An 18979-nucleotide genomic window follows, 5' to 3' on the forward strand; every position below is an offset into this window, starting at 1 on the left:
AATCTCCTGCCCTCCCCCCCCCCCCCCCCCCCCCCCCCCCCCCCCCCCCGCGCCGGGCGGCCCCGCCCGCCGCCCCCCCCCCGCGGGGGGGTGGTTTTTTTTTCTCCCCCCCCCCCCCCCCCCCCACCAGCATTCGCATAGCTATCGCATGGGCGACCGGCGGTTCAATCACAGACAGGCGACATGGCATCGATATTTTTGGCCAAAGCCGCCGAACTAATCGCGTGCTTGCGCGATGAACCCAATTTATTGATGTTGTGGAGAGACAGGGGAGATAAGCGCGTGGCTGTGCCGTCATACCGGCGTGAGGGGCCTGTCGTCAGTTCCGATACATTCACCCGCCTTGCCGATTTCGTGCTGCGGCGCCCGGCTTCGGTCTTCCCCCAGCCGGTGCTGGAACAGGCACGTTACCTTCTGCTCGACACGCTCGGCATCGCCGTCGCGGCCGGACCGATGGAGGCAGGCCGGATCGCCCGCGACGCCGCCGTGCTGCTTTATGGCTCGAGCGATCCGCAATACGCGGCCCGCATGCTGTTCGACGGGCGTCGTGCCAGCATTGCCGGCGCGGCCTACGCGGTTGCCACGCAAATCGACAACCTCGACGGCCATGACGGGTACAGCCCCACCAAGGGTCATATCGGCGTCGCGGTGGTGCCGGCGCTTGCCGCGCTCGCGGAAGCGAGGCCCGACCTTAGCGGGCCGGAGGCGCTAGCCTCTCTGATCGTCGGCTACGAAGTCGCCGGCCGGGCCGGCATCGCCTTGCATGCGACGGTGAGCGACTACCACACCTCGGGCGCCTGGAACGCGTTGGGCGTCGCCGCGGTGGCGGCACGCCTGCGGCGGCTCGACGAAACGCAATTGCGCGAGGCGCTCGGCATTGCCGAATACCACGGCCCGCGCAGCCAGATGATGCGCGAGATCGCCACGCCGACGATGCTGCATGACGGCTCCGGCCCCGGCGCCCTCGTCGGTCTTTCGGCGGCCGTGCTGGCCGAACGCGGCTTCACCGGTGCGCCGGCAATCACGGTCGAGGCGCCGGACGTTGCGACACACTGGCAGGATCTCGGCGTGTTCTGGCAGTCGCTGCACCAATACGTAAAACCCTATCCGATCTGCCGCTGGGCGCACGCGGCGATCGACGCGGTGCGCGGTCTCTGCCTGGCGCACAACCTTGGCCCGTCCGACATCGCGAATGTCCGGGTCAACAGCTTCCACTATGCGGCGACACTGTTCGACGGCATGCCGGACACGACCTCGAAGGCGCAATACAGCCTGCGCTTCGCCGTCGCGACCTTCATCATCCATGGGCGCATTGGGCTGGAGCATATTTCCGGCTGCGGGCTCAAGGATGCCGCGGTCGCTGTGATGCTCACCCGCATCGCGGTAACCGAAACCGAGCGCCACAGCGCCCGCTTCCCAGCCGGCCGCTGGGCCGACGTCGTGATCACCACCAACGATGGACGCGTGCTGGCGTCGGGCGACGTGCATGCGCGCGGCGGACCGGAAGCGCCAATGACTAAGCAGGACGTCGAGGCCAAATACATGGAGTTCGCGGCACCCGTGCTCGGACCCGACCGCGCTGCGGCGATCCGCGACGCGGTACTCTCGCTCGACGACCGCGACAGCCGCTTCTCCGATCTCTCGGCGCTGCTCTGCGATCCTCCCAAAGCTTTGAGCTGAGCGCGCAATGCCCCTCAGGCTTCTGAAATACGGTCTCAGCAGCGACTATCCGGTCAGCGGCGACATTCCCGCCACGCCCGAGTTGAAGCCGGCCTACGACGTCGTCATCATCGGCGGCGGCGGGCATGGACTGTCCTGCGCGCACCATCTTGCCAAATACCATGGCATAGACAGCGTTGCGGTGCTGGAGAAAGGCTACCTCGCCGGCGGCAACACGGCGCGCAACACCACCACCATCCGCTCCAATTACATCACGCCGGAAGGCATCGCCTTCTACAAGGAAGGCGTCGAGCTGTTCGAGCGACTGTCGCAAGAACTCGATTTCAACGTCATGTTCTCGCAGCGCGGCCAGCTCACCCTCGCGCATACCGAGGCGACGATGCGCAGCTTCCATATGCGCGCCGAAATGGGCAAGCACATGGGCACGCGCACCGAGGTCGTCGACCAGAAGGGTGTCGAGGAGCTCTGCCCGCTTCTGAATATGGACTATGGCGGCTCGCTCGAAATCCTCGGCGGGCTCTGGCATGCCGACGGCGGAACGGCGCGGCACGACGCTGTAGCCTGGGGCTATGCCGCCCAGGCGTCGCGGCGCGGCGTCGAGATCCACCAGCGCACCGAGGTGCAAGGCTTCGAGGTCGTCGGCGACCGGGTCCAGGCCGTCAAAACCAACAGGGGCCGCGTCGCTTGCGGCCAGGTGCTGATCGCAACCGGCGGCATGAACTACGACGTTGCGCTGATGGCCGGCGTCGAGCTTCCCATCCGCTGCTACCCGCTACAGGCGATGGTGACCCAGCCCTTGAAGCCGTGGCTACACACGCTGGTCTCGTCGGTGTCGCTGCACACCTATCTCGTGCAGTCCTCGCGTGGCGAGGTCGTCATCGGCGGCGGCTCCGATCCCTACCAGCTCTATTCGACGCGTTCGACGCTCGACATGAAGGAGCACCTCGCGGAAGGCGCCGTCCACCTCTTCCCCTTCCTGCAGGGCGTGCGGCTGCTCAGGCAATGGGCCGGCATCACCGACATGACGCCGGACTACAGCCCGATCATGGGCGCGAGCCCGCTCGCCAATCTCTGGCTCGACTGCGGCTGGGGTACCTGGGGCTTCAAGGCGACGCCCGTCGCCGGAAAACGCATGGCGCAGACCATCGCCGATGGCCGCGTGCCCGACATCCTGAAACCATTTGCATTGGAGCGGTTCGAAACCTTCAGGCTGCTCAATGAAATGGGCGCGACCGCAGCGAGCCATTAGCCATGAAACTGCTCACCTGCCCAATGAACGGCCCGCGCAACATCGACGAGTTCCAGTCCTTCGGGCCGGTGCGCGCGAGGCTTGATCCGAACGCAACCGCCGACACGGAATGGTCGCGCCACCTGTTCCGCGCCGAGAACCGCCGGGGCGTCGTGGTCGAGTGGTGGCGGCACGTGCCGAGCAATTACTTCTTCCTTGCCGAACGCGATCTCGTCAGCAACGAGATCATCCGCACCTTCGACGCTTCCGAACAGCGGGACCGCGCATGAACCGGCTGCCTGCCCCTTTCGGAAGCCGGATCGATCGAAGCCGCCCTATTCGCTTCACCTTCGAGGGCAAGCCTTTCGAAGGCTATGCCGGCGACAACATCGCCAGCGCGCTCGCCGCGTCCGGCCAATGGGTGCTGTCGCGTTCGTTCAAATATCATCGCCCGCGCGGCATCCTGTCTATGACCGGAGCCGACGCCAACGCGCTGGTGCAACTGCCGTCCGAACCGAACGCCGCCGCCGACCGCACGCCGATCAGCGAAGGGCTGCGGGTCAGCGCGCAGAACGTCAACGGCTCGCTCGAGCGCGACCGCGATGCAATCATGGACAGGTTCGGCCGCTTCCTGCCGGTCGGCTTCTACTACCGCGCCTTCATGGGTCCGCGCCGCGACAGCTGGCTGAAATTCTGGGAGCCGATCATCCGCCGCAAGGCAGGCCTGGGCGTCGTAGACACCATGGCTCCGCACCGGCATTTCGACAAGACGCACCTGCATTGCGACGTGCTCGTCGTCGGCGCCGGCCCGGCGGGACTAAGCGCCGCGATTGCCGCCGCCGAGGCCGGCGCCGATGTGGTGCTGTGCGACGAGAACCCCGAGATCGGCGGCTCGCTGAGCTATGGCCGCTATGATCCGGCGATGCTCTCCGGCCTGTCGTCGCGGCTCGAGGCGCTGCCCAATCTGAGGCTGCTGACCGGCACTGTCTGCAATGGCTGGTACGAGGATAATTGGCTGCCGTTGATCGAGGGCAACCGGCTTCACCGGACCCGCGCCCGGGAGGTGATCCTGGCGACCGGCGCCATCGAGCAGCCGGCCGTCTTCCGCAACAACGACCTGCCCGGGATCATGCTCGGCGGCGCCGCCCAGCGCCTAGTCCGCCACTATGGCGTGCGGCCCGGTCAGAGCGCCGTGGTGCTGGCCGCCAATGACGACGGCTACCGGACGGCGCTCGATTTGCTGGATGCTGGCGTATCGGTCGTGCAGCTTATCGATCCAAGAGCGGTCGGCGAGACCGGTCCGCTCGATGCCGAGCTCCGCGGCAGGGGCATCGCCATTTGGAAAGGCTCGATCATCGAGGCAGCGGAAGGCACGGCCGGAAATCGCCACCTCGCCCGAGTGCGTGTCGGCGGAAGCTGGATCGCCTGCGACCTGCTGGCCGTTTCGATCGGCCAGGCGCCGGCGTGGCAGTTGCCGTGCCAGGCCGGCGGCAAGGTCGGCTACGATGCCGCCGGCGAAACGATGACGATCACGCTTCCCAAAGGTCCCGTCCATCTCGCCGGCGCCGTTGCCGGAACGGACGACTTGCAGGACGCAATCGCCAGCGGCAAGCGCGCGGCGGCGGCCGCACTTTCGCGGCTCGGCCACGCGATTGCGGACGGGCCTTCGACGACCAGCCCCAAGAGCGCACGGCCACGCTATGTGCAGCCGATCGTCGCCGATCCCAAGGGACGCGATTTCGTGGACTTCGACGAGGACCTGCAGGTCAAGGACCTGCAGAACGCGACCAAGGAGGGCTACCGCGAGATCGAGCTGGTCAAGCGCTTCACCACCGTCGGCATGGGTCCGAGCCAGGGTCGCCATTCGGCCCTGGCGACCGCCCGGATCGTCGCCGAGGCGACCGGCAGGACTGTTGGCCAAATCGGCATCACCACGGCGCGTCCTCCCGTCGGGCCGGAGACGCTCGGCGTGCTCGCCGGCCACCACGAAGTTCTGGAGCGCCGTACCGCGCTGCATGCGAGGCACCTCGCGCTGAACGCCGCGATGAAGCCGGTCGGCGCCTGGTGGCGGCCCTATTTCTACGGCGATGCAAGCAGCGCGCAGGAAGCAGTCCGCGAGGAGATCCTTGCCGTGCGCGAAGGCGTCGGCCTGCTCGACGTCTCGACGCTGGGCAAGCTGGAGATCCGTGGGCCGGACGCCGGTGAATTTCTCGACCGCCTCTACACGATGGCGCATGCCAACCAGCCCGTCGGCCGCGTCCGCTATTGCCTGATGCTCAACGAGATGGGCTCGGTGATCGACGATGGCGTCGCCTACCGGATGGCGCAGGACCAGTTCTATGTCACCGCGACCACCGGCGCCGTCGCACGCGTCTATGCCGACATGCTGTTCTGGAATGCCGAGTGGCGCCTGAAGGTCGACGTGCTCAACCTCACCGGCGCGTTCTGCGGCCTGAACGTCACCGGACCCAGAGCGCGCCAGGTGCTGGAGGCGCTGGACAGCGACATTGATTTCAGCCGCGAAGCCTTCCCCTATCTCAGCGGCCGCGACGGCACCGTCGCCGGTGTGCCGGTGCGGGTGATGCGCATCGGTTTCACCGGCGAACTGAGCTACGAACTGCATTGTCCTTCGAGCCTGGCGCCTGGCCTTTGGGATGCGGTGATAGCGGCGGGCAGACCGCACGGCCTGCGGCCTTATGGTCTGGAAGCGTCCCGCATATTGCGCCTGGAGAAAGGCCACATCCTCATCGGCCAGGACACCGATGCGATCACCACGCCCGACGAACTGGGCTTCGGCTGGGCGGTCTCGAGGAAGAAGCCATTCTTCGTCGGCAAGCGCTCCATCGAGATGCGCGCAAGGCTCGGCCAGGCCCGCAAGCTCGTCGGCCTGAAATTCCCCGCCGGCGCCGCGAACATCCCTGGCGAAAGCTGCCTCGTGCTGCGCGGCGGCGCACCTGTCGGCCAGGTCACGTCGATCGGATACTCGCCGTCGCTTGGGCATCACATCGCGCTGGCCTATGTCCATGTCGACGACCAGGCCGAAGGCAGCCGCGTGACGGTGAAGTGCCGCAACGGCGAGTTGGTCGAGGCCCCGGTCGTCGCCCACGCCTTCTTCGACCCGACCAATGCCCGGCAGGAGATCTAGATGGCCGCTTCCGCCGGCACCGCAACCCGCGTCTATCCCTTCATGCCCAGCGGCGCCGCCGATGGCACGAAGCTGATTTCCGGTACGGTCGCGCTGAGCGACCTTACGCACAGCCCGCGTTTCGGCCTGAAGGGTGGCGGCAGCGCCGCCTGGCTTACCGCGCAAGGTGTCACGCTGCCGGCCGTCAATCGCATCGGCGACCACCGCGGCATGCGGGTTCTTCGCCTCGGCAACGAGGACATCCTGCTTCTCGCCGAGGGCGATGGCGAGACGCTCGCCGAAGTCAAAGCCGCCTGGCAAGCCGCGGCCGCGCCTAAAGGTTACTCGTCATGGCGTGAGGAAGGCTGGGCATGGATGCGACTTTCCGGTCCTCGCCTTGCCCAAGCGATGAACGGCCTTTGCGCGCTGGACCTGAGGCCCCAAAAATTCGGCGCCGACGGTATCGCGCAGACCCGCGTCGGCCATATCGAAGCGGTGACGTTCCGTTCGCCGGCGGGTTTCGACATACTCTTCGACATCACCGCTTCGGCCTGCTTCGCCCGCGCCGTCGCGGCGATGGCCGGCCACACAGACCAGCATAGAGGACATCCATGACCCGCCCGCAAGGAACCATCGCCCCCATCTTGACGCCGTTCGAAGACGACGGCCGCATCGCGCGCGATCTCTGGATATCCCACGCCAAATGGGTGCTCGGCCAGGGCGCGCATTTCCTGTCGCCATTCGGCACGACGGGCGAAGCGTTGTCGGTTTCCTTGCGCGAACGCATGCAGGCGCTGGAGTGGCTGGTCGAGGCCGGCATCACGCCGAACCGGCTGATGCCCGGCACCGGCGTCACCGCGCTTCCTGAAACAGTCGAGCTGTCGGCGCACGCCGTCAGCCTCGGCTGCGCCGCGGTCATGGTGCTGCCGTCCTTCTTCTACACCGGCGCCGGCGACAACGGCCAGGCGCGCTACTTCAGTGAACTGATCGAGAAGGTAGCAAGACCTTCGATGCGCGTGATCCTCTACCACATCCCGCAGAACTCCGGCGTGCCGGTCAGTCCCGCGCTCACGGCCAGGCTGAGCAAGGCGTTTCCGGAAACCGTCGTCGCCTATAAGGACAGCGCCGGCGACTGGAACAACACCGCCGCCGTCATCGCCGCCGCGCCCGACATCGCGGTCTTCCCGAGCTCAGAGGCGCAACTCACCAAGGGTCTCGCGAGCGGCGCAGCCGGCTGCATCTCTGCGACGGTCAACCTTAACGCCGCCGCCATCCGCCGCCTCTATGATGCAGTACTGAAAGGCGAGGACTTCGCCGAGGCGGATGCCGCCATCAAGGCGTTCCGGAAGGTGATCCAGGATGCCGGGCTGATCCCGGCGATGAAGGCGGTGCTCGCGGTCAAGTCCGGCGACTGGCGCTGGCTGAACCTGCGCGCGCCGCATGAGAATGTGACGCTGGAAAGCGGGCAGGCGCTGCTTGCCATGCTCGGCAGCGCCGCCGATCATATCGGCCGTAATTGAGGTCGCGATGTCGGCGCGTCCAACAGTCATCCTCCACACCGACAAACCGGCCGGCGCGCTTGCCGTGCTCGCCGAGACGCATCCGGACCTCGAAGTGCATGCCTGCGATACCTATGCCGGCCTTCCCGCTTTGATCGAGCGGACCGCCGCGGAAGTGGTCTATTCGATCCGCTTCGACGGCACGCCGCGCTATCCGCGCCGGGCCCTCACCGAGAGCCCGACGGTGAAATGGGTGTCGATCGGCGGCTCCGGCACCGATCATCTCGGGCGATGGGATCCGGCGCATGTGACGGTCACGAATTCGGCCGGCGTCGCCGCCGGCATGCTGGCCGAATATGCGCTCGGCGCCATGCTCTCCTTCTCGCTCGACCTGCGCGGCTTCGAGCGACGGCAGCAGGCTCGCCAATGGGGCGGCGGCCGTGTCGAGCCGATCGAGGGCAAGACTGTCCTAATCGTCGGCCTCGGCAAGACCGGAGAGGCCGTCGCGCGCCGCGCGCAGGCGATGGGCATGCGCACGCTCGGCATCCGCGCGCGGCCGAAGCCGATGCCGTCGCTCGATGAGGTGCACGGCCCCGACGCGCTGCTGGCATTGATCGGCCGCGCCGATTTCATCGTCTGCTGCGTGCCTCTGTTGCCCACCACGCGCGGCCTGCTTGGCGATGCGGCCTTTGCCGCGATGAAACCGTCCGCCGTCGTCATCGACATTTCGCGCGGCGGCGTCGTCGAGGAAGCCGCATTGCTGAGTGCGCTCGACATGGGGAGGATCAAGGGCGCGGCACTCGATGTCTTCGCGACCGAGCCATTGCCGCCGGAGCATCCGCTCTGGGGCTACGACAACGTCGCCGTCACGCCGCATTGCGCGGCAGTCTACGACGGCTGGGACATCAAGTCGGTGCGCATGTTCGCCGACAATCTGGCGCGCTACCGCAAAGGCCAGCCGCTGGAGAATGTGGTCAATCCGGAACGCGGCTATTGAAGGCCGGGAGGGAGTAGTCCGATGTCACAGGACAGGCGCGGCGGTGGCCGCAGATCGAAGCTCGGACGCGCCGGTGGCGGCATCGCGCAGCTGCCGTGGCAGAGCGTCAAGAATCCCTACCCGCCCATGCAGTTGCTCGACGAAGAGCGCATGGAGCAACTGCACAAGACCTCCATGCGCATCCTGTCGGAACTCGGCATTCGCGTCATGAGCGAAAGGGTGATGGACCTGTTCGCCGCGGCCGGCGCCATTGTCGATCGCGAGGAGCGGATCATCCGCGTCGACGAAAGCATCGTCACGGAGGCCCTGCGCGCGGTTCCATCATCCTTCACGCTGACCAGCCGCAATCCGGAAAAGCAGGTCCATATTGGCGACAATTCACTGGTTTTCGGCCTGGTCGCCGGGCCGCCCAACGTGCATGACCGCATCAATGGCCGCCGCCAGGGCAATCTTCCCGACTACCAGAACTTCATCCGGCTGGCGCATCACTTCAACGCCATCCACATCATCGGCAATCAGGTGGTGGCGCCGATGGAGCTGCCGGCCAATGCGCGCCATCTCGACACCTACTATGCCAATCTGACGCTCAGCGACCTCTCTTTCCATTGCACCGCTATCGGCCGCGCCAGGGCCATGGACGGGATCAACATGATGGCGATCGCGCGCGGCATCAGCGTCGAGGAGATGCGGGAATCGCCAGGCGTGACGACGATCATCTCGATCAACTCGCCGCGCCTGTTCGACGACGCGATGGCGGAAGGCCTGATCGCGATGGCAGAGCACGGTCAGCCGGTGACGGTGACGCCCTTCACGCTGATGGGCGCGATGACGCCGGTGACGCTTGCCGCCGCACTTTGCCAGCAGAACGCGGAAGCGCTGTTCGGCGTGGTGCTGACCCAGCTCGTCAACCCCGGCACCCCGGTGATGTACGGCGCCTTCACCTCCAACGTCGACATGAAGTCGGGCGCGCCGGCCTTCGGCACGCCGGAAAACGCCAAGGCCAACATCATCGCCGGGCAATTGGCGCGGCGCTACAACCTGCCCTACCGCACCTCCAATGCGAATGCCTCCAACGTCGTCGACCTGCAGGCCGCCTACGAGACCGAGATGGCGACATGGGGCGCAGTGCTTGGCGGCGCCAACCTGATCTATCATGCGGCCGGCTGGTTGGAGGGCGGGCTGACGGCGTCCTATGAAAAGCTCGTGCTGGACGTCGAAATCCTGCAGAACATGATGGAGTTCCTGCGGCCATTGCCGTTCCAGGAGGACGATCTCGGCTTCGAGGCCATCAAGTCGGTGCCGGCCGGCGGCCATTTCTTCGGCGCCGAGCACACCATGTCTCGTTACACCACAGCCTTCTACCAGCCGATGCTGTCCAACTGGCAGAACCACGGCGCCTGGCAGGAAGCCGGCGGCAAGGACGCCTTGGAAAGGGCGACCGAACTCTGGCAGCAGGCGCTGCACGATTACGAGGAACCGGCCATGGACCCCGCGGTCCGCGAGGAGCTCGACGCTTACGTCACGCGCCGTCGCGAGGAGATCGCCGCCAATCCGGAAACCTAGGAAAGCCGCCTTATGCCCTATGATCTCATTATCCGCCACGCGACGCTGATCACCGGTGACGGCTCGAAGCCCTTCGACGCCGACATTGCCGTCGCCGGCGACAGGATCGCGGCGATCGGTCGGCTGGACGATGCGCAAGGCGTCGAGGAAATCGATGCAAAGGGCAAGGTGGTCGCGCCCGGCTTCATCGACGTACACACCCATGACGACGGCGCGCTGCTGGCGCCGCGCGGCATGGACCCGAAGGTCAGCCAGGGCGTGACGACGGTGATTGCCGGCAATTGCGGTGTAAGCCTCGCGCCGCTGCTTCTGGACAGGACGCCGCCGCCACCCTTCACATTGGTCGGAGGCCGGGAGAGTTTCCGGTTCGACCGTTTTGCCGACTATGTCGCTGAGCTGAAGCGGCGCGGCATCGCCACCAACGCCGCCCTGCTCGTCGGCCACACCACTTTGCGCCAGCGCTGCATGCCGGTGACCGATCGTCCCGCCAACGAAGCGGAAACGGTGTTGATGCAGGAGGCCGTCGCCGAGGCGATGGCCGAAGGCGCGTTCGGACTCAGCACCGGCCTCGACTATCCTCCGGCGGTCAATTCCTCGACCGAAGAGGTCAAGGCACTGGCCGCCACGGCGGCAGGCCTCGGCGGTCCCTATGTCACCCACACGCGCAACTATTTCGAGACCATGGACGAGGCGATCGAGGAAGCGATCGACATCGCCGATCATGCCGGCGGCAAGCTTTTCATCTCGCATCACCAGTGCACCGGCCGCGCCAATTTCGGCAAGAGCCGCCCCTCGCTGCATAGGATCGACCGGGCGCGCGAGACGATGGACATCGGCATGGACGTCTATCCCTATGCCGCGAGCTCGACGGTGCTGCGGCTGGAGCGCTGCGACACCGGCTTGAAGATCCTCGTCACCTGGTCCGATCCGCATCCGGAGATGGCGAGGCGCGAGATCGCTGACATCGCCCGGGAATGGAACTGCACCGAGCGCGACGCGGGCGAGCGCCTGCTGCCGGCGGGCGCGGTCTATTTCCAGCTCGACGAGACCGATGTCCGCAACATCATCGCGCATCCGCGCACCATGATCGGTTCGGACGGCCTGCCGCACGACATCCATCCGCATCCGCGGCTCTGGGGCACGTTTCCGCGCGTGCTCGGGCACTACGCGCGCGACATCGGGTTGCTCACTCTGGAGGACGCCGTGTTCCGCATGACGGGGCTGCCAGCACGCGAGTTTGGCATCCAGCAGCGCGGGACGTTGGCTGAAGGCAATTTCGCCGACCTCGTCGTCTTCGATCCCGAGACGATCATCGACACGGCCACCTTCGAGGAGCCACGACGCCCCGCCGCCGGCATCGAGCATGTCTTCGTCAACGGCGTATCGGTCTGGCGCGGCGGCAGGGCGACCGGAGCGCTGCCGGGCGCGGTCCTCAAGCCATCCGCTTCAAGGGCGATCGTCAGAGGCGCATACGGCTGCGGCGCCGATCACAGCGCCTCGTAGATGCGGTCGACGGTCTCCAGCGCGTAGGCGAACTCCACCGGCCGCGTGCAGCGCCACCCGTCGAAGGGCTGGCCGGCGAGCGCCTTCAATGCCTGCGGCAAACGCAAGACGCCGCCGCCATAGAGCCGGTTCGCCATGTCGAGCATGCCGGTGCGATGCATGGCCTCCGTCATGCTGCCGCAGGCTTCCTTGACCAGCCAGACGCGAAAGCCCTGGTAGACCGCGTCGAACACGCTCTCGGTCACGCAGCTGTCGGTAAGCACCCCGGCGACGATGAGGTTCCCGATGCCGAGCGCCGCGAGCCGCTGCGAAAGATCGGTCCGGCGAAAGGCGCTTGGCCAGTGCTTGTGGATGACGATGTCGCCCGGCAGCGCCGCCACCTCGGCGCAGATCGCGGCGCCGTTGCTGCCCGCCACGGCGGAGCGGAATTCCTCGGTCAGGATATCTTCCTGCCGTGCATAGCCGTCGCGTTCCTCCGGCTTCACCCAGGCCTGAGCATGGATGACCGGCACGCCCGCCTTGCGCGCGGCATCGATCAGCGCGGCGGCGTTGGCGAGCACCGCGTCATAGCCGACGACCGGCCACGCCGCACCGGGGCGGTATTCGTTCTGCAGGTCGATGACGAGCAAGGCGGTCGCGGCAAGATTCATGGCTGATCCGGTGGGTTGTCGAAATCGATGACGAAACGCAGGAGCAGCCGGATCGCCTGATCGAGGTCGCCGATCTCCATGCTCTCATGCGGGTTGTGGCTGCCGTTCTCGTTGCGCACGAAGAGCATGGCGGTCGGGATGCCGGCGCCAGCGAACGTGGCTGCGTCGTGGCCCGCCCCGCTCGGCACATGCGGCGCCCGCAATTGCAATGCAGTGGCGGCGCGATCCAGCCTCGCGGTCAAAGCCGCAGACATGGTCGCCGGCTCCCAGGTGAAGCGCGGCCCTGGCGCGAAGGTGACACCGCGCTTGGCGCCAACCTCGGCGAAAATCGCATGGAGTCTTGCCTCTATGCGTTCCAGGACGGCGGCTTCGGCGCTGCGCACATCGAGCGTGAAACCGAGCTCACCCAGGACCCTGCTGCCGCCATGCTGGGTGGGATCGGACTGCACGCGGCCGAAGGTGATGGTGGCCTCGTGTCCTTCGCGTTCGAGCGCGTCCCACTCCGCCTCGAGACCCGCGACCAGATCGGCAAAGCCGAGCACGCTGTCGTGCCGGGCAAAGCGCGGCTCGGCGCCGGAATGGGCATAGGCGCCAAGGCATTTGGCATCGACATGGCGGAACCCGCCTGCGATCCCGGTGACGATACCGACCGGCGCTCCGGCGGCGACCAAGCGCGGTCCCTGCTCGATATGCACTTCGACGAAAGCCGCGATCCGGCCTGGGTCGATGCCGGGCACGCCGCGTCGCACGGCATCGGGGTCAAAACCTTCCTCGCGCATGTGCTCGGCAAGCGTGCGGCCGCTGTCGGACCGTTTCGCTTCGAGCGCCTGCGGCTCCAGCAGGCCGAGCGCCGCCTGGCTGCCCGGATAAGACAGCGGAAACCAGACCGCTTCCTCGGCGCGTGTAGCGAGCACGATAAGGTCGCGCGGCAGTTGGATATTTTGCCCGGCCAGCTCGGCCATCACCGCCAGGCCCGCCACGACGCCGGCGGCGCCATCGAAATTGCCACCATGCGCCACGCTGTCGAGATGCGAGCCGATGACGATCGCCGGCAGGTCCGGACGGCTGCCTTTGAGCGTCAAATAGAGATTGCCGGCGGCATCGGCGCGCGCGACGGCGCCGAGCTTTTCCCCCTCATTGCGCATAAGATCATGGGCAAAGCGTTCGCCGGGTCCGTAAGCGACGCGCGTGATGCCCGGCGCGTCGGTCGTGGCGTCAGCGAGCGCATACAGGACGCGTCCCGCCAACCTGCCGCCGGCAGTCATTGCCGGGTTGCTCACGAGGCAACCTGCCTGGATTGATGCTCGGCATTACGCAGCCTATGCGGCGTGAGTTCGGCAAGCGATACGCCCTGCCTTGCTACATCGTCCGGCAGACCAGTGCCCGCGATCAGACTGGCGCAGACGCGCGACAGCGCCGGCGAGGTCTTGATGCCGTAGCCGCCCTGCCCGACCAGCCAGACGAAATCTTGAAACTCGTCATCGGGCCCGACCACCGGCGAGCCGTCGGCGACGAAGGTCCGCAAGCCTGCCCAGGAACGCGACACGCGCTGCACCTCGATCGTGGTCGCCCGTTCCAGACGTTCGGCGCCGATCGCCACATCGATATCTTCGGCATAGGCATCCATCGGCACCGACGGCGTCGCATCCGACGGCGACACGAACAGCTGCCCGGCATCCGGCTTGAAATAGAATTCCGCGCCGACATCGTTGACCAGCGGCCAATCGGCGATATCGAGCCCGGCCGGCGCTGGAATGTTGAAGGCGGTGCGGCGCTTGGGCTCAAGACCGACCGGGCGCACGCCCGCCATCAGCGCGATCTCGTCGCCCCAGGCGCCGGCCGCATTGACGATCAGCGGCGCAAGGAATGTCCCCGCTTCCGTTTCGATGCGCCATTGGCCGCCATGCCTGCCGATGACTCGGACGCCGGCATCGGTGACGATGCGTGCGCCGCGCGCTCGCGCGCCGCGCAAAAAACCCTGATGCAGGCCGTTGACGTCGATATCCATCGAATGCGGTTCGATATAGGCGCCGGCGAGATAGTCCCGGCGCAGCACCGGCACGCGCGCGATCGCCTCGTCCGGCGTCATCGCGACGATCGAGGGAACCAGAGCCTGCGCGGCCTCGAGGTCCTCACGCAACAGGTCGAGCTGATCGGCGCGCGCCACCGTGATCATGCCGCGTTTGCTGAGCAGCGGATAATCGGAAAAACCCGGTGGCGGCTCGGTGAGAAACGCCCGGCTTGCGAGCACGATCCGGCGGATGACGCCATTGCCATAGTTTTCGGTAAAGCTCGCCGCCGAGCGGCCGGTGGTGTGGTAGCCGCAGTGGCTCTCCCGTTCGAGCAGCACGACCTTTCTGCCGCGCGAAATCTCGAAAGCTGCGCCGGCGCCAGCCATGCCACCGCCGATGATGATCACGTCGGTCTGCTCGCTCATGGATGGCGATCCTTCAAAACTGTTGCGCGCGGCACGGCAGGCGGCTCGCCCAGCCGCCCGCGCCGCGCGCGGTCGCGTGCGCCCCGCCCTTCAGCCAGATTCTCGGCCAACGAATTCTGCGAGGCGCAATCGCGCAATGCGAGGTCGGTGACGGCCGGCACCGGCTTGCCGGCGATCTCCATGCCCTTCAGCCGCGCCCAGACGGCGCGCCGCTTGCGCACCTGGTGCGACTGCAATTCGCTGATTTCCGCAATGTCGGTGTTGCGCTTGATCTCCAGCACGCCGGCTTCGACCGCGGCATTAAAAAGCTCCAGCCCGCGCTTGGTCCGCACGATGATGCCGTTGAGCGCCTCGTCCTCGACCGCCGGCCCGCCATTCAGCCAGGAATCCGACACCGCGATATCCGCCACCTGGCCGATCGCGTCGGGGCAGATCTTGCAGCGCGGCTGGATCATCCACTTGTCCTCGTCTTCCCACAGCTGCCGGTAGCTGATCTCGAAGGCGCGGCCGTCTTTGGTCTCGATCCGGTTGAGCCCGGGGTTGCCGTGGCCCCGATAGCGGAACAGCGCCAGTTCGTTCTCGCTCAATCCGAAACGCTGCAGCACCTGCTCCGACTTCGTCAGGTCCGAAGCGCCGCCGCAGACGAAGGCGAGCGCATAGCGCATGTGCTCGTCGACACGCCGGTCGAGCCGCGCAAAGCCGCGCACGGCGGTGATGTCGCAAGGCTTGGCGATCAGCGCGAATGGCTCGCCGCGGTCGAGGATGTCGTTGAAATCCACCAGGGTCGCCGCCGGGCCATAGCGCGAGCCGGCGCCCTCGAGCACCGAAGCGGCATCGAAGCTCAGCCGGCGTTCCGTGCGCATTGGCATGGATTGCGATGCGGCGACATGCAGCACGAACTTGACGCGTCCCGAGTTGAGCAGGAATTGCCCGAGCGCCGTCAGCGTCCCGCCACCGGAGCCGACAAACCGCACCGTGGGATCTCCCGCGGAGCCGAGCACAAGCCGTTCGACGAGTCCCCAGACAGTATCCGTTGACGCGGCTTCATTCATCTGCGCGACCGGCGGACCGGCGATGCGCGTTCCGGGGCAGACGGCGTTGATCTTCGCCAGTGTCGGCTTGTCCAATACTTGCCTCGCCACCGGCCGCTCGCGCCCTTCGGGCGTCATCACCATCTCGACGTCGCCAGGACCGGCGATCGAGCGGCAAAGGCCACAGCCGATGCAAAGGCCGTTCTCGACGATTTCGCTGAGCGACAGAGGATCGGTCGAGAACGGCATCCTGCCTCGGCTATGACTGGTTTCGATCGAGCCCATCTATGTCGATCTCAGGCCGGATCCGAGATGCGCCGGTACTGGTCGGGGCGGCGATAGAGCGCGAAGTTGAAATTCACCTTCCGGCAAACCTCAATCAAGTCGAGATCGGCGCGCTGGACGATGACCTCGTCGTCCAGCGACATCGCCTGCGCGGCAATCTCGCCGGTCGGCGCGATGATGCAGGAGCCGCCGATCAGCGCCTGTCCGTCTTCCAGCCCGGCCTTGGCCGCGGCGGCGACCCAGAGCGTATTCTGGTAGGCGCCGGCCTGCATCGGCAGATGGTTGTGGAACATCCTGAGATGCGCCAGCGCCGGCGCCTCGTCGAGCAGCAGCGGCGTGTTGTAGCCGAGCAACGCGACCTCGGCGCCGTTGAGGCAGAGCATGCGATAGGTTTCCGGCCAGCGGCGATCGTTGCAGATGGCGAGGCCCACGCGAACGCCGCGATAGTCGAAGACCGGGAATCCGAGATTGCCTGGCTCGAAATAGCGGCGTTCGAGATGCGTGGTGGTGCCCGCCTCCGGCTCGCTCGAGCCCGGCACATGCATCTTGCGATAGCGGCCGATGAAGACGCCGTCGGGCCCGACCAGATCCATCGTGTTGAAATGGCGCGTGCGGCCCTCTTCATGCGTGAGCTCACAATAGCCCAGCGCGAAGCCAACTTTCAGCCGCGCGGCGGCATCGTAGAGACGCTGCGTCTCAGGCCCCGGCATCGAGGCTTCGAAGAACGCGTCGATCTCGGCCTGGTCGTCGATGCGCCAACGCGGGAAGAAGGTTGTCAGCGCCATTTCCGGAAACACGGCGATCTCGGCGCCGGCAGCCGCGGCCTTCTCCAGGAGATGCACCAGGCGCCCGACCGTCTCGGCGCGCGTGGCGCTGCGCTGGATCGGCCCGGTCTGGCAAACGGCGATGGTCAGGCATCGAGCCATGGTGTCCAATCCTCGACTGGTTTTCTGAGATGCGCCGGATCGGCGGCGGTCCGCGCCACAAAACGCCCGAACCCGGGGTCTGCCTGCAGCTTGCCGTCGGCGACCACCGGCACGCCGCGTACCAGGACGGCGGTGGGCCTGCCGGTGACGCTCCTGCCCTCATAGGGCGTGAAATCGACGCGTGAATGCAGCGCCTGGTGCCCAAGCGTCCAGCGCGCCGTCGGGTCCCACAGCGCCAGGTCCGCATCGAGCCCGACCTTGATGCTGCCCTTGCGATCGGCAAACCCGTAGATCGCGGCGGCATTGCGCGAGGTGAGGTCGAGGTAGCGCTCGAGCGTCAGCCGGCCGGTGAGCAGGCCTTCCGAAAACAGCAGCGGCAATCGTGTCTCGATGCCGGGAATGCCGCTCAGCGTCGTGGTGAAACCGGGTGTTTCGGAGCCACCGATCTTGTCGGCGAAATAGTATGGCGAATGGTCGGACGACCAGAGATCGATGCCACCATTGATCAGTTCTTGCCACAGATGCTCGTGGCTGCGCGGCGAGCGCGGCGGCGGCGAAAAGACGAAGCGCGCCGCGTCCTTTCCCGGCCGGTCGAGGTCCGCTGAACCGACGAAAAGATATTGCGGGCAGGTCTCGGCCACCGCGTCGACGCCGCGCGTCCGCGCCCGCGCCACTTCCTCCGCCGATTGCCAGGACGAGACGTGCACAATGGTCATGCGCGCGCCGGTCATCTCGGCAAAGGCCAGCGCCCGATGGGTGGCCTCGCGCTCCATCGTCTCGCTATGAGCGACGACATGATAGCGGATATCGGTTCGGCCGAGATCGATGAGCCGCTGCCGCGTGCGCCGGATGGCGGCATCGTTCTCGGCATGGACCATGACGATCCAGCCAAGGCGCCTCGCGGCATCGAGAACCTTGAAGAACAGGTCGTCGTCGACCGCAAAACCCTGATAGGTCATGAACAGCTTGACGGAGGCGATGCCGCGCCCGGCAAGCGCGGCAAGCTGAGCCTCGACATCCGCGCCGGTGCCCATGGTGACCACGGCATGCAGTCCGTAGTCGATCACGGCGCGTCCCGCCGCGCGATCGAGCGCGCGATCGATGGCGCCGATGGTCGTCATGTCCTGTCCAGGCATGCCGAACGGGACGATGCAGGTCGTGCCGCCGAAGGCGGCGGAGATCGTGCCTGACTGGAAATCGTCGGCATTGCCCGCCCCGCCCCAGACCGGCTGGTCAAGATGGCAATGCGCATCGATGCCGCCGGGCATCACCCAGCGGCCGCCGGCGTCGAGCAACGTCTCGCCGGAGAAGCCCTTGCCGATGGCGGCAATGCGACCGTCGCCGACGCCGATATCGCATTCGGCCCAACCTTCGTCTAGCGCCACGCGCCCGCCCTTGATCACCAGCTCATGCATGGACCCGCCCATCCATTCGGATGCCCTCGCCGGCCGGCTCAGCCGACAGCCGCCGTCACCATGATCTCGACGCGATACTGGTCGCCGGCAAGCCGCGCTTCCACCGTGGCGCGCACCGGCATTGCGCTCCTGTCGATCCACGCGTCCCAGGCCGTGTTCATCATCTCGAAATCGGCGATGTCCCTCAGCCATATCTGCGCGCTCAACAGCTTCGACTTGTCGCTGCCGGCCTTGGCGAGAAGCGCGTCGATCTTGGCCAGGATCTGCTTCGTCTGGCTGGCGGTGTCGCCGGAAAGGTCATCCGCGGTCAGGCCCGCCACATAGACGGTTCCGTTGTAGCGGAGCACCCGGCAGAAGCGCGGCCCGTTTTCGAGGCGTTCGATCGTCATGCTGTTCCCTTCCGCTGGTTCCCAGGTCTTGGCTTTTGCCTATGGTAAGGAGCGTGCAAAACCACTGTAAAGCCCGGCAGGCGCCGAGAGGCCGCTTTCCTTCACCGGCATGGCCAAAAAAATTATAGCCATAGCCGCGTCAATCTTCGTTTGTGGCAACTACGGCAAAGTGTAGCTTCTGCCACGGCTGCCGTCGGTCAACGGTGCCGCCAGGGGAGCCGCCGCAGCCGCATCCATGAGGTCGATCGCTCA

General features: G+C 66.5%; 16 protein-coding genes. 9 read left to right on the plus strand and 7 right to left on the minus strand.

The features are described from left to right. The first annotated feature begins 282 nt into the window (after positions 1-282). Genes AC0L2L_RS07175 through AC0L2L_RS07215 form a run of 9 tightly spaced genes read left to right on the plus strand, consistent with a single transcriptional unit; the run spans position 283 to position 11594 of the window. Positions 283-1680, plus strand: coding sequence for an MmgE/PrpD family protein (locus AC0L2L_RS07175; protein ID WP_473577149.1), 1398 nt, complete (start codon positions 283-285; stop codon positions 1678-1680). Positions 1681-1687: 7 nt separating this feature from the next. Beyond that, positions 1688-2929: an FAD-dependent oxidoreductase gene (locus tag AC0L2L_RS07180; protein WP_473577151.1), complete on the plus strand. Its 1242-nt coding sequence runs from the start codon at positions 1688-1690 to the stop codon at positions 2927-2929. A 2-nt stretch (positions 2930-2931) separates the two neighbouring features. Beyond that, positions 2932-3198 carry a sarcosine oxidase subunit delta gene (locus AC0L2L_RS07185; RefSeq protein ID WP_473577153.1) on the plus strand — a complete coding sequence of 89 codons (267 nt, stop codon included), beginning with the start codon at positions 2932-2934 and terminating at the stop codon, positions 3196-3198. Next, a complete protein-coding gene (locus tag AC0L2L_RS07190; RefSeq protein WP_473577155.1) occupies positions 3195-6053 on the plus strand; it encodes a 2Fe-2S iron-sulfur cluster-binding protein in 2859 nt (952 codons plus the stop codon). The genes AC0L2L_RS07185 and AC0L2L_RS07190 overlap by 4 nt, the downstream gene beginning before the upstream one ends. Then, a complete protein-coding gene (locus AC0L2L_RS07195; protein WP_473577157.1) occupies positions 6054-6647 on the plus strand; it encodes a hypothetical protein in 594 nt (197 codons plus the stop codon). Further along, positions 6644-7552, plus strand: coding sequence for a dihydrodipicolinate synthase family protein (locus AC0L2L_RS07200; protein ID WP_473577159.1), 909 nt, complete (start codon positions 6644-6646; stop codon positions 7550-7552). The genes AC0L2L_RS07195 and AC0L2L_RS07200 overlap by 4 nt, the downstream gene beginning before the upstream one ends. Positions 7553-7559: 7 nt before the next feature. Continuing rightward, positions 7560-8528: a D-2-hydroxyacid dehydrogenase gene (locus AC0L2L_RS07205; RefSeq protein ID WP_473577161.1), complete on the plus strand. Its 969-nt coding sequence runs from the start codon at positions 7560-7562 to the stop codon at positions 8526-8528. A 21-nt stretch (positions 8529-8549) separates the two neighbouring features. Then, a complete protein-coding gene (locus AC0L2L_RS07210; protein ID WP_473577163.1) occupies positions 8550-10091 on the plus strand; it encodes a trimethylamine methyltransferase family protein in 1542 nt (513 codons plus the stop codon). Positions 10092-10103: 12 nt separating this feature from the next. Further along, on the plus strand, positions 10104-11594 hold the full coding sequence (locus AC0L2L_RS07215; RefSeq protein ID WP_473577164.1) for an N-acyl-D-amino-acid deacylase family protein: 1491 nt from the start codon (positions 10104-10106) through the stop codon (positions 11592-11594). Here the strand turns inward: AC0L2L_RS07215 and AC0L2L_RS07220 are convergent. The 7 genes from AC0L2L_RS07220 to AC0L2L_RS07250 are packed head-to-tail and all read right to left on the minus strand — an operon-like array spanning position 11579 to position 18727. Next, on the minus strand, positions 11579-12244 hold the full coding sequence (locus AC0L2L_RS07220) for a cysteine hydrolase family protein (protein WP_473577167.1): 666 nt from the start codon (positions 12242-12244) through the stop codon (positions 11579-11581). The genes AC0L2L_RS07215 and AC0L2L_RS07220 overlap by 16 nt on opposite strands. Then, on the minus strand, positions 12241-13524 hold the full coding sequence (locus AC0L2L_RS07225) for a hydantoinase/carbamoylase family amidase (RefSeq protein WP_473577168.1): 1284 nt from the start codon (positions 13522-13524) through the stop codon (positions 12241-12243). Before AC0L2L_RS07225 ends, AC0L2L_RS07220 begins: the two co-directional genes overlap by 4 nt. Continuing rightward, the gene (locus AC0L2L_RS07230) at positions 13521-14681 is read right to left on the minus strand and encodes an NAD(P)/FAD-dependent oxidoreductase (protein ID WP_473577170.1); all 1161 of its coding nucleotides are present in this window, start codon (positions 14679-14681) and stop codon (positions 13521-13523) included. Before AC0L2L_RS07230 ends, AC0L2L_RS07225 begins: the two co-directional genes overlap by 4 nt. After that, entirely contained in the window at positions 14678-15961 is a 1284-nt protein-coding gene (locus AC0L2L_RS07235) for a Coenzyme F420 hydrogenase/dehydrogenase, beta subunit C-terminal domain (RefSeq protein WP_473577171.1), read from the minus strand. Before AC0L2L_RS07235 ends, AC0L2L_RS07230 begins: the two co-directional genes overlap by 4 nt. Positions 15962-16008: 47 nt before the next feature. After that, the gene (locus AC0L2L_RS07240; protein ID WP_473577173.1) at positions 16009-16923 is read right to left on the minus strand and encodes a nitrilase-related carbon-nitrogen hydrolase; all 915 of its coding nucleotides are present in this window, start codon (positions 16921-16923) and stop codon (positions 16009-16011) included. Beyond that, positions 16908-18338 carry a dihydropyrimidinase gene (gene hydA / locus AC0L2L_RS07245; RefSeq protein ID WP_473577174.1) on the minus strand — a complete coding sequence of 477 codons (1431 nt, stop codon included), beginning with the start codon at positions 18336-18338 and terminating at the stop codon, positions 16908-16910. Before hydA ends, AC0L2L_RS07240 begins: the two co-directional genes overlap by 16 nt. A 38-nt stretch (positions 18339-18376) precedes the next feature. After that, the gene (locus tag AC0L2L_RS07250) at positions 18377-18727 is read right to left on the minus strand and encodes a RidA family protein (protein WP_473577175.1); all 351 of its coding nucleotides are present in this window, start codon (positions 18725-18727) and stop codon (positions 18377-18379) included. Positions 18728-18979 lie beyond the last annotated feature (252 nt).

This window comes from Mesorhizobium sp. WSM4832 (assembly GCF_055811115.1).

Bases quoted from the DNA above. Each gene is read 5' to 3' on its own strand.
- AC0L2L_RS07230 (WP_473577170.1), bottom strand. From the start codon at position 14,681: ATGAGCGAGCAGACCGACGTGATCATCATCGGCGGTGGCATGGCTGGC.
- AC0L2L_RS07215 (WP_473577164.1), top strand. From the start codon at position 10,104: ATGCCCTATGATCTCATTATCCGCCACGCGACGCTGATCACCGGTGAC.
- AC0L2L_RS07240 (WP_473577173.1), bottom strand. From the start codon at position 16,923: ATGGCTCGATGCCTGACCATCGCCGTTTGCCAGACCGGGCCGATCCAG.
- hydA (WP_473577174.1), bottom strand. From the start codon at position 18,338: ATGCATGAGCTGGTGATCAAGGGCGGGCGCGTGGCGCTAGACGAAGGT.
- AC0L2L_RS07250 (WP_473577175.1), bottom strand. From the start codon at position 18,727: ATGACGATCGAACGCCTCGAAAACGGGCCGCGCTTCTGCCGGGTGCTC.
- AC0L2L_RS07200 (WP_473577159.1), top strand. From the start codon at position 6,644: ATGACCCGCCCGCAAGGAACCATCGCCCCCATCTTGACGCCGTTCGAA.
- AC0L2L_RS07220 (WP_473577167.1), bottom strand. From the start codon at position 12,244: ATGAATCTTGCCGCGACCGCCTTGCTCGTCATCGACCTGCAGAACGAA.
- AC0L2L_RS07235 (WP_473577171.1), bottom strand. From the start codon at position 15,961: ATGCCGTTCTCGACCGATCCTCTGTCGCTCAGCGAAATCGTCGAGAAC.
- AC0L2L_RS07205 (WP_473577161.1), top strand. From the start codon at position 7,560: ATGTCGGCGCGTCCAACAGTCATCCTCCACACCGACAAACCGGCCGGC.
- AC0L2L_RS07210 (WP_473577163.1), top strand. From the start codon at position 8,550: ATGTCACAGGACAGGCGCGGCGGTGGCCGCAGATCGAAGCTCGGACGC.
- AC0L2L_RS07185 (WP_473577153.1), top strand. From the start codon at position 2,932: ATGAAACTGCTCACCTGCCCAATGAACGGCCCGCGCAACATCGACGAG.
- AC0L2L_RS07180 (WP_473577151.1), top strand. From the start codon at position 1,688: ATGCCCCTCAGGCTTCTGAAATACGGTCTCAGCAGCGACTATCCGGTC.
- AC0L2L_RS07195 (WP_473577157.1), top strand. From the start codon at position 6,054: ATGGCCGCTTCCGCCGGCACCGCAACCCGCGTCTATCCCTTCATGCCC.
- AC0L2L_RS07190 (WP_473577155.1), top strand. From the start codon at position 3,195: ATGAACCGGCTGCCTGCCCCTTTCGGAAGCCGGATCGATCGAAGCCGC.